Source organism: Streptomyces sp. NPDC030222, from assembly GCF_055573115.1.
The window spans coordinates 36,584-49,627 of sequence record NZ_JBVICA010000031.1; the positions used below are offsets into that span (position 1 = coordinate 36,584).

A 13,044-nucleotide genomic window follows, 5' to 3' on the forward strand; every position below is an offset into this window, starting at 1 on the left:
AGGGGTGCTCTCGTTCTCCCCCTGCAAGGGTCGCAGTCCTTTCTTCTCTCGCCGTGTTTTTTTTCCCCCGTCGCTCCCCTTTCCCCCCCCCCCCCCCCCCCCCCCCCCCGCTGCCGCCCGTGACCCCGGGGGGATCAGCCCAGGCGGATGAGCTTCGCTCCGAAGCCGGGCTCGGACAGCTCGCTCTGCACCGCGACCGGAGCCGACACCATGCCGGAGCCGGTGCCGACGGTCACCTTGCCGACCACGGTCCCCGCCGGGGCGGAGTGCGGGACGCTGCCGCCCTCGATCTCGAGCCGGACCTTGAGGCCGGACCAGCCGACCGCCTTCAGGTCCTTGGTCGCCACGACGGGCGTACGTCCGCCGAGCCCGTCGTCGACGTACCCGACGACATCGCCCTTCTTGACGACCGCGGCCGACTCGACGGACTTCTGCGCGGCCTTGATCAGCGTGATGCTGTCGGTGATCGACTTCTGCAGCTTGGCGTCCACCGTGGCGCCGGTCTGGATACCGAACACGGCACCGACGATCCGGCGCTTCTGACCGTCCACGACGGTGTCGGCGGACCACAGCAGGTTGCCGCCGGCCGGGGTCGACGAGCCCGTCTTGACGCCGTTCACACCCGGCTCCAGGAGGGCCCGGCCGTTGTTGTTGTAGATCGTTCCGGGGATGCCGGGGATCTGGATCTGGGGCGTGTCGACGATCTCCCGGAACACCTCGTTCTGCAGCACCGCCTTGGCCAGCTTCAGCTGGTCGTCGGCCGTGGAGATGGTCGTCGACTTCAGACCGCTCGGGTCGGTGTACGTCGTGTCGTTCATGCCCAGTGCCTTGGCGGCGTCGTTCATCTTCTTGACGAACACCTCCTCGGACTGGGAGTCCCAGCGGGCGAGCAGACGGGCCGCGTTGTTCCCCGAAGGGATCATCAGCAGCTGCAGCATCTGCTTCTGGCTGAACTTCTGGCCCTTCCTTATCGAGGCGGTCGACTCGTCCTTGGCCTTGGACTCGTCCTCGGCCTGCTGGTCGACCTCGATCTGCGGCCCCTCCTCCTTGCCCTTGAGGGGGTGGCCCTGGAGGATCACGTACGCCGTCATGGTCTTGGTGACGCTCGCGATCGGGGCGGGCTTCCGCGCACCTTCCGTGCCCATGACGCCGACGCCCTCGACCTCCACCGCGGACTGGCCCTCGCCGGGCCACGGCAGCTTGACCTGTCCGCCCTCGAAGGTGAACTCGGCGTCCCGGGACAGCGCGAGGGAGGGTTCCGGCAGCGGGCGCACCATCTGTACGACCGCAAAGATGATCAGGACGAGCAGGGCCAGTGGGGTCCAGATCTTGAACCGTCGGACCGTGGTCCGCAGTGCCGTGTCCGGCGGGGGCGGGGTGTTGGTCAGCTCCGCGAGCAGGTCGAGCGGCGGCTTCGGCGGCAGGGGCTGCTGCCGGGTCCGCTCGATCTCGCCCAGCGAGGACGACCTGGCCGGGGCGGACGAGGGTGCGGAGACGGACGCCGCCGCGGGCCTGTCCGTGGAGGCGGGCCTGGGCGCGGGCGCGGGAACGGACTTGGAGCCGGCGGGCCGGTCCGAGGCGCCGGGGGAGTCCGGGCGGCGCGGGGCGCCGGGCGTCCGGGACGCCGGACCCGCGGCCGGGGCCTTGGGCTTCCGGGTCTCCGGACCCGCGGCTGTGGGCTTCCGGGGCTCCGGTCCGGCTGGAACGGTCCCGGCCTTGCCCTGGCCCTGGGGGCGGGCCTCGTCCCCGTCCGCAGTCTTGCGCCCGGCGGACGGCGCGGAGGCCGGTCCGGCGTCCGGCGGGGACACCTTGAGCATGGTGGTCGGCTGGTCGACGGCGGGCCGGCGCACGGCCTTGAACACGGCCGTGGCCTGGTCGACCCGCTTTGCCGGCGTGGCACCGGCGGCAGACGTGTCGTCATCGCCGCGGTCGGTGCCCTTGTCGTCCGCGGGGTCCGCGGGGTCGTCCCCGTGGCCGCCCTCGTCGTCCGCGGCGTCGCCCTGGTCCTCGGTGTGGTCCGACGCCGAGCCGTCGACGCCGGCACCACTCGCGGGCTCGTCCCGGTCGCCTTCGTCGTCCCGGCCGTCTTCCTCGTCCCGGTCCGCGTCGTCGGCCCGAACGGCGCGCTTGGCCTCGTCCTTCGCGTTCACCGCGTCGTCGGCGTCCGCGTCATCGGCTTCGTCCCGGACGCGCGGTCCGTCGTCGGTCTCCGGCGCGGCCTCGTCCTCGGCCCCGGCCTGGTCGTCGTCCAGGTCGTCGTCCTCGTCGCGTGCCGCGGGAGCGTCGTCCCCAGGCACATCGCCCTTGGCCGCCTCGTCCTCGGACGGCTCGTCGCGGTCCCCGTCGGCCGCGGACCTGATGGCGGGCTCCGACCGCGCGACGGGAGCGTCGTCCGCGTCTCCGTCGGCGGCTTCGCGCTCCTCGGCGTGCTCGCCGTCCTCGGCGACCGGCTCCTGCTGCCGTTCCAGGCTCACCCGCTTCACCGGGCGGGAGAACCACGAACCCCCGTCGGTGTCGCCGGGCTTGGCGTCGGACGTCGCCGGGTCCGCGACCGCCGTGGCCACACCGCCCCGGCCGCGCTCCACGCCCGGGTCCCGATCCGCGTCGGCCGACGGGTCGGCCGGGCCGGAGACCTTCGCCGGATCGCCCGCAACCTCGGACGAGCCGCGCGGCGTCATCGTCTTGAAGACGGCCGTCGCCCGGTCGACCGCACCCCCGCTCCCCGTGTCGGTGCGCCCACCCGAGGACGCGCGGCCGGAGAAATCACGGAAGGCAAGTCGAGGATCCCGATTGTCACGTTCATCCGGAGTGGTCTCCCCCGAGGACTTCTGCTGCTCCGACTTGTCGGGGGACTCGCCCGCCACCGATGCCTCCTTCATGCGTATGCCCGCCCAAACTTCTACCAGTGTCAGGGCTGAACGCCCTGGCCGCCGTGCTAGACGAGAACGACATACATGCCGGTTCCCGTACGAAGCACCCAGGCACTCTCGACAGACCAATGTGAGAGGCGTCACCCTGTCATTCATCCACGCGGGGAGGCATGGATGGGCAGGAGCCGCAGAACAATTCCGGAGGAGCTTCTGCTGCTCGCTCTGGACCCGGCGACGGGTACCACAGCGCAGCCGCAGTCGCTCGACCTCGGCCTGGCCGGAGCTCAGCTAGTGGAGCTGGCCCTGGCAGGACGGATAGCCCCTGACGGGGATCGTATCGCCGTGGTTGTACCACGGCCGACCGGAGATCCGACCCTGGACTCCGCACTGGAGTTGCTGCGCAGACGCGGCGCTCCGGTACGGGCCGTCCACTGGATCGGCGGGCCCCGGCTGGGGCTGCGCCAGACGTATCTTTCGCATCTGGAGCGATGCGGCATGGTGCATGCCGTGGAGGGCCAGATGTGCGGGGTACTGCCGACGACTCGCTACCAGGCGACGGACACGGCCATCAGCCGGGAGATCAGGGCCCGGCTGGATTCGGCGATCCGCACCGGTGTACCGCCGGACCCGCGGACCGCCGCGCTCGCCGCGCTGGCCCATGCGGTCGGCCTCGGCAAGCACCTGTATCCCGGGAACGAAGGGCGTTCATCGCGCTCCAGGCTCCGGGATCTGATCCGGCACGACCCCATGGGCGGACTCGTGGCGCACGCCGTGATGGACGTCCAGAACGGGGCGGGCGCACAACCGCGCCGGGCGGGTTCCCCCGCATCGGCCGGCCGCCCGACCGCGGCGGCGATGCCGACGCACTCGCGCCGGGCCGGCATGGCCCGCGTCGCGGCGCACTGAAACCACGGCCGCACACCCGGAATACAACCGCGGCCGGCACCACGCCACTGCCATCACGGCAATCGCGACGACTGCCGTGACGGCATCATCACGGCTGCCGCCACGGCAGTGGTCACGACACCGCCGGCGGCAACAGCCACGGCAACGATCACGGCACCAGATCCTCGTACCGACGTTCGCACCACTCGCCGCTCCGGCGTCCCCTCGGACCCGGTTCGGGAGCCGCACGCGTGCGGGACCGGTCACCCGGTCCCGCACGCCACACCTCTCGCGCCTTCGCTCGGTTGCGTCAAGTGGCCACGACGGAACCGTGTGTGGCCGTTTTCCAGCGCGGAACGGAACATTGGTGGCAGTCTGCTGACCGGAAGAGCAGAAAAGCCGCAGCCCGGAGGTGCAGTTCCCTTGGCGTCGAACGTCAACCCCACCGTCAGGCGCCGCCGTTTGGGCCAGGAACTGCGCCGGCTTCGTGAACTCAAGGGCATGACCGCGGAGGAGGTCGCGGAGCGCCTGCTCGTCTCGCAGTCGAAGATCAGCCGGCTGGAGAACGGCCGCCGCTCGATCAGCCAGCGCGATGTGCGCGATCTGTGCGGAGTCTACGAGGTCGAGGACCACCGGATCGTCGACTCGCTGATGCAGATGGCCAAGGACTCCCGCCAGCAGGGCTGGTGGCACGCCTTCGGCGACATCCCGTACAGCGTCTACATCGGTCTGGAGACGGACGCGGCGAGTCTGCGGGTGTACGAGCCCCAGGTGGTGCCCGGTCTGCTGCAGACCCGCTCCTACGCGGAGGCGCTGATCAGCGGCGCACTGCCGGAGAGCACCGGCAGCGACATCGAGAAGCGGGTGCAGGTGCGCGTGCGCCGGCAGGACCGCATTCACTCCGCCGAGCGCCCGTTGCGCCTGTGGGCGGTGATCGACGAGGCGGCGCTCAAGCGCGTGGTCGGCGGGAAGCAACTGATGATCGAGCAGCTGGAATACCTGGTCGAGCAGTCGCAGCAGCCGCACGTCACGATCCAGGTGCTGCCGTTCGACATGGGCGCGCACCCGGGGATCAACGGCCAGTACGCCATTCTGGAGTTCCCCGACGCCGCGGACTCCAGTGTGGTCTACATCGAGGGCGTGACCAGCGATCTGTATCTGGAGAAGGCCAACGATGTGCAGCGATACAGCGTGATGTACGAACATCTCCGGGCACAGGCATTGAATGCGGACCAGACCCGCCAGTTCATCACCGACATCGCCAAGGATTACGCCCGCTGACACCCACAGCCGATTGGCGCAATATGTCCGTTATTCAAATGAGGAGCGGTAACGGTACACCTCCGCAACCATCCACGGAAGATCCTCGTCGAGGATGCCATCCGGTCGAGTGAACGGCGCCTCCGCCCGCCAAGGCCTTGCGAGTAGCGTCGATCACGCCATCAAGAACGTTGGCGCAACTCACCGGCAATACGGAGCAGTCATGGCAATTCTTCAGGGTGCCACGGAAAACTGGACCAAGTCCTCGTACTCCACTGGGAATGGCGCGTGCATCGAGGTCAAGTCTCCGGCCGTGCAGGCCGTCGCCGTCCGGGACTCCAAGGTTCCCGAGGGCCCGTCGATCACTTTCGTCCCCACGGCCTGGAGCTCGTTCGTCTCCGGGGTGAACCAGGGCACCTTCGACCTCGGTTGAGCGATTCCCCAGCGCCACAACCGCACCAGCAGTACCTGGAGCCCTCTCGACTGGTCCGCCGTCCCGGCCGAGGGGGCTCGGCCATGCCCCGGGCGCTCCCTGCGGACCGCCCGGATCCGGCCGGACGCACCGCACGGGCCGGGCGCGTCACCTGAGCCGGTCGACGTACCGGTCGGTGCCCGGGACGGTCGGAATGAAGGGCGCCACCAGCTCCACCCGCCCCAGTCCCGCCTCGGCCACGGGCTCGCCGAGCCTCACGAAGTGCTCCTCCCAGCACTCCCGGGGATCGGCCTCCAGGAACCACAGCAGCGTCAGCCGGGTGTCGACGCCCTCCACCTGCTTCACATAGGTCATCCGGGTCGACGGCAGCGGTGTCGGCCGGAAGACGGTCACCAGCGCGGCCGGTGAACCGGCGAGGCGCTTCGGCAGGTGGGCCGTGCGCAGCCACTCCAGCAGTTCCGCCCGCTGCTCCAGACTCTCCGTGTCGATCACCTCGACGACCAGTCCCGCATAGGGGTGGTCAAGCGCATGGATGTCACGCGGCCCCGCGGCCCCGTCGCGGTAGACGGTGGCCTCGTGGTCCTGGAAGGCCGTGAAGACGTGCGTGCGCTCCTGGTGGACCCGGGCGTCGCGGTTCAGCCGCCGGTTGATGGCCACGGTCCACTTCATGTGGTCGGCATAGCGGCCGCGGGTGATCCAGTACGTGGAGAGGTAGCAGCCCGCGGTCACCGGCCGGGCGATCGCGGACTTCTCCGGGTAGCGCAGCAACTGGAGGTCCCGGGTGGCGACCCAGCGCCGCCCCGCGGACATCCAGGGCATGGCCATCGCGCCGGCGTAGTAGTGGTCGTCCTCGTACCAGCGGTTGTACGCGTACTCATGGCCCGGGTGGGGCTCGACCATGGTGATCAGGGCGTGGCCCGGCTGCACCCCGTACGGGCCGACCGACGCCAGTTCCGCGTAGGTCTCGCTGCGCGTGTCGTCTGTCATCCCTCCGGTCTATCTGATGGATCGTCAGTTGGGGAGGGGCCCGGCCGTGATCCACCGGACACCCCCTAGAGTCGTCCGGACGCGCGCCCCGCAGGAGGGCGACCACACCGGTGACGGCCGGGCCGATCTGGCGGGCGTCACCAACGAGACCTACCGGATCGACGGCAGCCCGGGCCACCTCGGCTGGCTGATCGGCTACACCGGCGACGGCGCGGGCTCGTTCAAGCGGCCGCAGCGCATCGACGGCGAGTGGTGGGGCCTGAACGGCAGCTTCTGACCGGGCTCCGGCACACCCCTTCCGCCCGCTCCCCCCGGACCCTACTCTGACGCATCGTCAGACAGCGGCCCGAGGGAGCACGGAGGGAGCTCGGCATGCCTCTGCGAGGGAAGACCGTCGTCGTGTCCGGTGTGGGCGCCGGACTAGGACACCAGGTGGCGGCCGCCGTGGTGCGGGACGGCGGAAGGGCCGTGCTCGGCGCGCGGACGGAGGCGAACCTCGCCAAGTCGGCGGCCGAGATCGACCCCGACGGGGCGCACACCGCGCACTGCGCCACCGACATCACCGACGAGTCCCAGTGCGCGGCACTGGCCGCGCTCGCGGTCGAGCGCTTCGGCGGCATCGACGCCGTGGTGCACGTGGCCGCGTGGGACAGCTGCTTCGGCGGCCTGGAGGACGCGGACTTCGACAGCTGGCAGCGCGTCCTCGACGTGAACCTGCTCGGGACGCTGCGGATGACCAGGGCGTGCCTGCCCGCCCTCAAGGAGCGCGGCGGATCCGTCGTCATCGTGGGCACGCAGTCGGCGGTCGCCGCGCCCTCCCAGGTGCGGCAGGCGGCCTACGCGGCGTCCAAGGGCGCCCTGACCTCGGCGATGTACTCGCTGGCGCGCGAGCTCGGCCCGTACCGGATACGGGTCAACACGGTCCTCCCCGGCTGGATGTGGGGACCGCCCGTGCAGGGCTACGTACGGTTCACCGCCGACACCGAGGGCGTTCCGGAGGCGGAGGTGCTGGGCCGGCTGACCGAACGGATGGCGCTGCCGGAACTGGCGACGGACGGGGACGTGGCGAACGCCGCGGTCTTCCTGGCGTCGGACCGGGCCCGCGCGATCACCGGCCAGTCCCTGCTGGTGAACGCCGGCGAGGTGATGCGCTGAGGCCGCCGCGCGGTCGCGTCCGCGCCCCCGTCATGTTCTCGCCACACGCCGGAGAGCCGGGGCCCGCCGCCCGGTTCGGCCTCGTCCGGGGCGAGCCACACGGCGCACCAGTCGGCGAGGCGCGGGACGAGCAGCTGTCCGGCGAGTGCCGCGATCATGTCCTGGTCGAGCTGTCCGCCGAGCAGTGCGGAGGCCTCGGCGAGGAACGACGGGGCGCCGCGGTTGACCTACTCCAGGTCGTCGGAGCGCCGGGCCCCCACCTATGGCCGGCGGGTCGGCGGTACGCGGGCCGGACCCGGACCCGCACGCGGGCGCAGGCACCCGGCGTTGGCCCTCGGGGAGCGGGCAGGCAAGGCAGGCGGTACACGGGCCGGACCCGGACCCGGACCCGCACGCGGGCGCAGGCACCCGGCGTCAGGCCCTCGGGTAGCGGGCCAGCCATCCCTGTGCGGAGGCGGCGGGCGAGTGCAGGGCGGGCCCCTGCGTCATCTCCATCGCGAAGTCGTCGGCCAGTTCCAGCAGCGTGCCGCGGCCCTCCAGTTCGGCGACCCAGGCGGGCGGCAGCGCGGTCTCGCCGTGCAGTGCCCCCAGCAGGCTCCCGCACAGCGATCCGGCCACGGCCGAGTGGCCGCCGTGGTTCACGGCGAGTTTCAGTCCGTGCCGGACGTCCTCCGCGACCAGCGCGGCGTAGACGGCGACCGCGAGCAGGCCCTCCGCGGAGTTCCCGTCGCCCAGTGACTCGATCAGCGAGGGCCCGGGTATGCCCTGCCGCACGGCACCCAGCGCGCCCTGCAGGGCTTCGGCGACCGGCTCGTGCGCCGGCCAGGGCGCCAGCCCGGCCAGCGCCCGCTGCACCGCCGTGTCGAGGGTCTCGCCGCGCGCCAGGCCGTGCACGACCACCGCGAACGCGCCCGCCGAAAGGAACGCCGACGGGTGCCCGTGCGTCTGCGCCGCGCACTCGACCGCCAGCTGGAACACCAGCTGCGGCTCCCAGCCGACCAGCAGTCCGAACGGCGCCGAACGCACCACCGCACCGGCGTCCCGGGCCTCCGGGTTCTTCGGCTGCTGGAGTGTGCCGAGCACCTCGTCGGACAGCCCGGCCAGTGAGGCGGGCGACGGGTCGCGGCGGGTGTACAGCCACTCCTCACGGCCGAGCCAGCCGTTGTCCTCGCGGCGCTCGTCCGGCCCCCAGTCACGCTGGGTGGCCGCCCAGCGCAGGTAGGCCCGGTGCAGATCGGTCGGCGGGTGCCAGGCCCCGGTGTCGCGGCGCACCTGGGCGCGTATCAGTCCGTCGATGGTGAACATCGTGATCTGGGTGGCCGCCGTGATCGCGCCGCGCCGCCCGTAGGCGGGGACCAGGTCGATGACGCCCACCGGCCCGTGGGCGAGGCGTATCTGCTCCAGGGGGAGCGCGGTGACGCCCGCGCCGAGCGCGTCGCCGATGGCACCGCCCAGCAGACAGCCCCGCACCCTGCTGCGGAAGTCCTGTTGCTCGGCACGGCCCCAAATCGCCGCGGCTGCTGCGCTCATGGCCCGCACTGTAATCGAACGAGGAAGGGCCCGGAGTGCTCACTCTGCGCACATGGCTCGTATACGCAAGGCCGTGTCACGGGCAGCCCCCGCAGGTCCGGGGCGGCGCGGTGGACAGCCCCGCCACCCGGCGCGACGCTGGAGACGATGCGCGCCGATGTTCACGCCCATCCGTGGAACGAGGGGTGTCCAGCCTCCTGGAGTCCTGCGGACGCCAGGCACCGGCACGCAGCGCGGCCCGGGGTCGGGGGAGACCGCTCGGGAGCTCGACCGTCAGGTTCGCCGAGGGGGCGGGACCGCCGGACGCGGCCGCGGCGGTACCGGCCGCGGGGGCACGGCTGCTCCCGGCGGGTGCGGCCGGGGCGCTCCGGACCGGCGCGGAGACCGTCACCGGAAAGGCTTCGTCATGAACGCTGTGGCCGGCACCGAGCCGCGCCGCCATCTGGGCGGCTTCGTCGACAATCCGGCCATCGGGATGAGTCCGTGGATCGCGTTCTCGGTCCTGTCCGGACCCGGCCGGTTCGAGATCGCCGTCGGCATCGCACTCGGGATCGCCGTCGTCCTGGTCGTCGCCGGCCGCATCGCACGCCCCGGCACCTCGCTGAAGATCCTCGAGGTGGCGGACGTGGTCTTCTTCGCGGTCCTCGCGGTGATCGGGGCGTTCGGCTCGGAGGGCACGTTCCGGTGGCTGGAGAGCTGGGGCGACGAGCTGGCCAACCTCACACTCGCGGCCGTCGCCTTCGGCTCCATGGCGGTGCGGATCCCGTTCACCCTCCAGTACGCCCGTGAGCAGGTGGCCCGCGAGTACTGGGACACGCCCGCCTTCCGGCACACCAACTACGCCGTCACCGGGGCGTGGGGGCTCGCCTTCCTCTTCGGCGCGCTCGTGAGCGGCGCAGGCGACCTGCTGCTCCACGAGCCCGACAACGTGTGGACGAACTGGATCATCCCGCTCGCCGTGATCGTCTTCGCGCTGCGCTTCACCGAGTGGTACCCGGACCGGGTCCGGGCGCAGAGCAAGGCGGCGGCCGGGGTGCCGACGGCTCCGCCGCCACCGCTGTCCGACCTGCTCCTGTATCCGGTCGTCTATCTGATTCCGGCGGGCATCGTCGTACTGGCCGCCGACGCAGGACCGACCTGGCTGGGCATCACCCTGATCGTGGCGGGAATGGTCCTCGTCCGGGTCCTCCGGATGGACGACGAGGGGCGGAGGGCACGGGGCGCCGACGGCTAGGCGGCGTACACCCTCCCCTGCGCCCCGGTGGGGGCTGTCCGGACGAGCCCGGCCGGCGGCGTTCCGAACGATCGCCCCGACGCCTAAGGGGTGTCCGCCAGCGGCAGCAGCTCCGGCAGGTGCCCGTCCGACGCCGCCGCCGCGCGGACGCGTTCCTCCGGGACCTCTCCGTAGAGCGTCGTCCGCGGCCTCGCCGGGCGGCCCGCCGCCTCGGCGATCGCGACCAGGTCCCGCACCGAGCGGTAGGAGCCGTAGCTCGATCCCGCCATCCGGGAGATCGTCTCCTCCATCAGGGTGCCGCCCAGGTCGTTCGCGCCCGAGCGGAGCATCTCGGCCGCTCCGTCCGCACCGAGCTTCACCCAGCTGGTCTGGATGTTGGTGATGTGCGGGTGCAGCAGCAGTCGCGCCATCGCGGTGACCGCGCGGTTGTCACGGACGGTGGGGCCCGGGCGGGCGATGCCGGCGAGGTAGACCGGTGCGTTGGTGTGGATGAACGGCAGCGTCACGAACTCGGTGAAGCCGCCGGTCTCCTGCTGGACGCGGGCGAGCGTCCGGAAGTGGCCGAGCCAGTGCCGGGGCTGGTCCACATGCCCGTACATCATCGTGGAGCTCGACCGGATGCCCAGTTCATGGGCCGTGCGCACCACGTCGATCCAGGTGGCCGTTGGCAGTTTGCCCTTGGTGAGGACCCAGCGGACCTCGTCGTCGAGGATCTCCGCGGCCGTGCCGGGGATGGAGTCCAGGCCGGCCTCCTTGGCCGCCGACAGCCACTCCCGGACCGACATGTTGGTACGGGTGGCGCCGTTGACGACCTCCATCGGGGAGAACGCGTGCACATGCATGCCCGGCACGCGTTCCTTCACGGCGCGGGCGATGTCGAAGTAGGCGGTGCCCGGCAGGTCGGGGTGGATGCCGCCCTGCATGCACACCTCGACCGCGCCCACGTCCCAGGCCTGCTGCGCCCGGTCGGCGACCTGCTCCAGCGACAGCGTGTACGCGTCGGCGTCCGTGCGGCGCTGCGCGAACGCGCAGAAACGGCAGCCGGTGTAGCAGACATTGGTGAAATTGATGTTCCGGGTGACGACATAGGTGACGTCGTCACCGACCACGTCACGGCGGAGTTCGTCGGCGATCCGGGTGAGGGCGTCCAGGGCCGGTCCGTCCGCGTGCAGCAGCGCCAGCGCCTCGTCGTCGGTGAGCTTCGTGGGGTCGTCGGCGGCCCGCCCGAGCGCGGAGCGTACGTCGCCGTCGATACGCTGCGGCACCATGCCGGGCGCGGCCTGCTCGCGCAGGGCCTCCCAGTCGCCGTACACCTCGTCGAAGTCGTCGCGCCGGTCCTTGGTGCGGCCCTCGGTGTCGATGGTGCGGTGCAGCTCGGTGCGTCCCGACGGCACGAACCCCTCGTCGGGCTCCTGCCAGGGCAGGCCCCGCGGGCGCACGTCACGGGCGAGGCCGGTGTCCGGGTCGGCGAGGGCGCGGACGTGCGGCAGCAGCCGCGGGTCCAGCCAGGGCTCGCCGCGCCGTACGAACTCCGGGTAGACGCAGAGGCGTTCCTCCAGCCGGAAACCCGCTGCCCGGGAGTGCCCGGCGAGTTCGTCGATGCGGGGCCAGGGCCGCTCGGGGTTCACATGGTCCGGGGTGAGCGGGGAGACGCCGCCCCAGTCGTCGATGCCGGCGCCGATGAGCATGGCGTACTCGTCGTCCACCAGGTTCGGCGGTGCCTGCAGACAGGCGGAGGGGCCCATGATGAGCCGGGCCACGGCGATGGTGGCCGCCAGGTCCGCCAGCTCGGCGTCGGGCATGCCGCGCATCGCGGTGTCCGGCTTGGCGCGGAAGTTCTGGATGATCAGTTCCTGGATGCCGTGGTACGCCCGGGAGATCCGGCGCAGCGCGAACAGCGAGTCGGCGCGCTCCTCGTAGGTCTCGCCGATGCCGATGAGCAGTCCGCTGGTGAACGGCACGGAGCTGCGGCCCGCGTCCTCGAGTACGCGCAGCCGGACCGCCGGTTCCTTGTCCGGCGATCCGTAGTGCGGTCCGCCGGGCTCGCTCCACAGCCGGGTGGCCGTGGTCTCCAGCATCATCCCCATGGACGGGGCGACGGGCTTGAGCCGCTGGAAGTCCGTCCAGGACATGACGCCCGGGTTCAGATGGGGCAGCAGCCCGGTCTCCTCCAGGATGCGGATCGCCATCGCCCGGACGTACGCGATGGTGTCGTCGTAGCCGTGCGCGTCGAGCCACTCGCGGGCCTCGGACCAGCGGTCCTCGGGCTTGTCGCCGAGGGTGATCAGCGCTTCCTTGCAGCCGAGCGCGGCGCCGCAGCGGGCGATGTCCAGCACCTCGTCCGGTGACATGAACATCCCGTGTCCGGCGCGGCGCAGGCGGCCGGGCACGGTGGCGAAGGTGCAGTAGTGGCACTTGTCCCGGCACAGCCGGGTGAGCGGGACGAACACGCTCTTCGAGTACGTGATGACGCCCGGCCGCCCGGCCGCCGCCAGGCCCGCGTCCCGGACCCGGGCGGCCGACGCGGACAGGTCCCGCAGGTCGTCGCCGCGGGCCTGGAGCAGCACGGCCGCTTCCGCCACGTCGAGCGCCACGCCGTCCCGGGCACGCTTCAGGGCGCGTCGCATGGCGTTGGCGGTCGGTCGTGGGTGCTGGTCAGTCATGGGTGCGAGCATACGAGCGCGCGCCGC

At 71.7% G+C, this 13,044-nt stretch carries 10 protein-coding genes; 6 read left to right on the plus strand and 4 right to left on the minus strand.

The genetic code is table 11. The annotated features are described in order from the left end of the window. Positions 1-134 precede the first annotated feature (134 nt). On the minus strand, positions 135-2,864 hold the full coding sequence (locus tag ACZ4Z5_RS31245) for a D-alanyl-D-alanine carboxypeptidase family protein (protein ID WP_468269253.1): 2,730 nt from the start codon (positions 2,862-2,864) through the stop codon (positions 135-137). A gap of 180 nt (positions 2,865-3,044) precedes the next feature. Here ACZ4Z5_RS31245 and ACZ4Z5_RS31250 point away from each other — a divergent pair, with 180 nt between their 5' ends. From ACZ4Z5_RS31250 to ACZ4Z5_RS31260, 3 genes are all read left to right on the plus strand, one after another. Continuing rightward, positions 3,045-3,776 (plus strand): GOLPH3/VPS74 family protein, encoded by a 732-nt coding sequence (locus tag ACZ4Z5_RS31250; protein WP_468269255.1) that lies wholly within the window; start codon positions 3,045-3,047, stop codon positions 3,774-3,776. A gap of 402 nt (positions 3,777-4,178) precedes the next feature. Next, a complete protein-coding gene (locus tag ACZ4Z5_RS31255) occupies positions 4,179-5,036 on the plus strand; it encodes a helix-turn-helix domain-containing protein (RefSeq protein WP_468269257.1) in 858 nt (285 codons plus the stop codon). A 202-nt stretch (positions 5,037-5,238) separates the two neighbouring features. Further along, positions 5,239-5,448: a DUF397 domain-containing protein gene (locus ACZ4Z5_RS31260; RefSeq protein WP_468269259.1), complete on the plus strand. Its 210-nt coding sequence runs from the start codon at positions 5,239-5,241 to the stop codon at positions 5,446-5,448. Positions 5,449-5,595: 147 nt separating this feature from the next. On the opposite strand, the gene ACZ4Z5_RS31265 is transcribed toward ACZ4Z5_RS31260, so the two are convergent. After that, a complete protein-coding gene (locus ACZ4Z5_RS31265) occupies positions 5,596-6,435 on the minus strand; it encodes a hypothetical protein (RefSeq protein ID WP_468269261.1) in 840 nt (279 codons plus the stop codon). 16 nt (positions 6,436-6,451) lie between these two features. Here ACZ4Z5_RS31265 and ACZ4Z5_RS31270 point away from each other — a divergent pair, with 16 nt between their 5' ends. Then, on the plus strand, positions 6,452-6,712 hold the full coding sequence (locus ACZ4Z5_RS31270; RefSeq protein ID WP_468269263.1) for a hypothetical protein: 261 nt from the start codon (positions 6,452-6,454) through the stop codon (positions 6,710-6,712). 95 nt (positions 6,713-6,807) lie between these two features. Next, entirely contained in the window at positions 6,808-7,590 is a 783-nt protein-coding gene (locus ACZ4Z5_RS31275; RefSeq protein ID WP_468269265.1) for an SDR family oxidoreductase, read from the plus strand. A gap of 414 nt (positions 7,591-8,004) precedes the next feature. Here ACZ4Z5_RS31275 and ACZ4Z5_RS31280 read toward each other — a convergent pair whose 3' ends face one another. Next, positions 8,005-9,120 carry an ADP-ribosylglycohydrolase family protein gene (locus ACZ4Z5_RS31280; protein WP_468269267.1) on the minus strand — a complete coding sequence of 372 codons (1,116 nt, stop codon included), beginning with the start codon at positions 9,118-9,120 and terminating at the stop codon, positions 8,005-8,007. A 406-nt stretch (positions 9,121-9,526) separates the two neighbouring features. On the opposite strand from ACZ4Z5_RS31280, the gene ACZ4Z5_RS31285 reads away from it, so the two are divergent. Further along, positions 9,527-10,354 (plus strand): hypothetical protein, encoded by an 828-nt coding sequence (locus tag ACZ4Z5_RS31285; RefSeq protein ID WP_468269269.1) that lies wholly within the window; start codon positions 9,527-9,529, stop codon positions 10,352-10,354. Between the two features lie 83 nt (positions 10,355-10,437). On the opposite strand, the gene ACZ4Z5_RS31290 is transcribed toward ACZ4Z5_RS31285, so the two are convergent. Further along, on the minus strand, positions 10,438-13,017 hold the full coding sequence (locus ACZ4Z5_RS31290; RefSeq protein WP_468269271.1) for a bifunctional FO biosynthesis protein CofGH: 2,580 nt from the start codon (positions 13,015-13,017) through the stop codon (positions 10,438-10,440). Positions 13,018-13,044 lie beyond the last annotated feature (27 nt).

Bases quoted from the DNA above. Each gene is read 5' to 3' on its own strand.
- ACZ4Z5_RS31265 (WP_468269261.1), bottom strand. From the start codon at position 6,435: ATGACAGACGACACGCGCAGCGAGACCTACGCGGAACTGGCGTCGGTC.
- ACZ4Z5_RS31270 (WP_468269263.1), top strand. From the start codon at position 6,452: ATGGATCGTCAGTTGGGGAGGGGCCCGGCCGTGATCCACCGGACACCC.
- ACZ4Z5_RS31275 (WP_468269265.1), top strand. From the start codon at position 6,808: ATGCCTCTGCGAGGGAAGACCGTCGTCGTGTCCGGTGTGGGCGCCGGA.
- ACZ4Z5_RS31280 (WP_468269267.1), bottom strand. From the start codon at position 9,120: ATGAGCGCAGCAGCCGCGGCGATTTGGGGCCGTGCCGAGCAACAGGAC.
- ACZ4Z5_RS31260 (WP_468269259.1), top strand. From the start codon at position 5,239: ATGGCAATTCTTCAGGGTGCCACGGAAAACTGGACCAAGTCCTCGTAC.
- ACZ4Z5_RS31290 (WP_468269271.1), bottom strand. From the start codon at position 13,017: ATGACTGACCAGCACCCACGACCGACCGCCAACGCCATGCGACGCGCC.
- ACZ4Z5_RS31285 (WP_468269269.1), top strand. From the start codon at position 9,527: ATGAACGCTGTGGCCGGCACCGAGCCGCGCCGCCATCTGGGCGGCTTC.
- ACZ4Z5_RS31250 (WP_468269255.1), top strand. From the start codon at position 3,045: ATGGGCAGGAGCCGCAGAACAATTCCGGAGGAGCTTCTGCTGCTCGCT.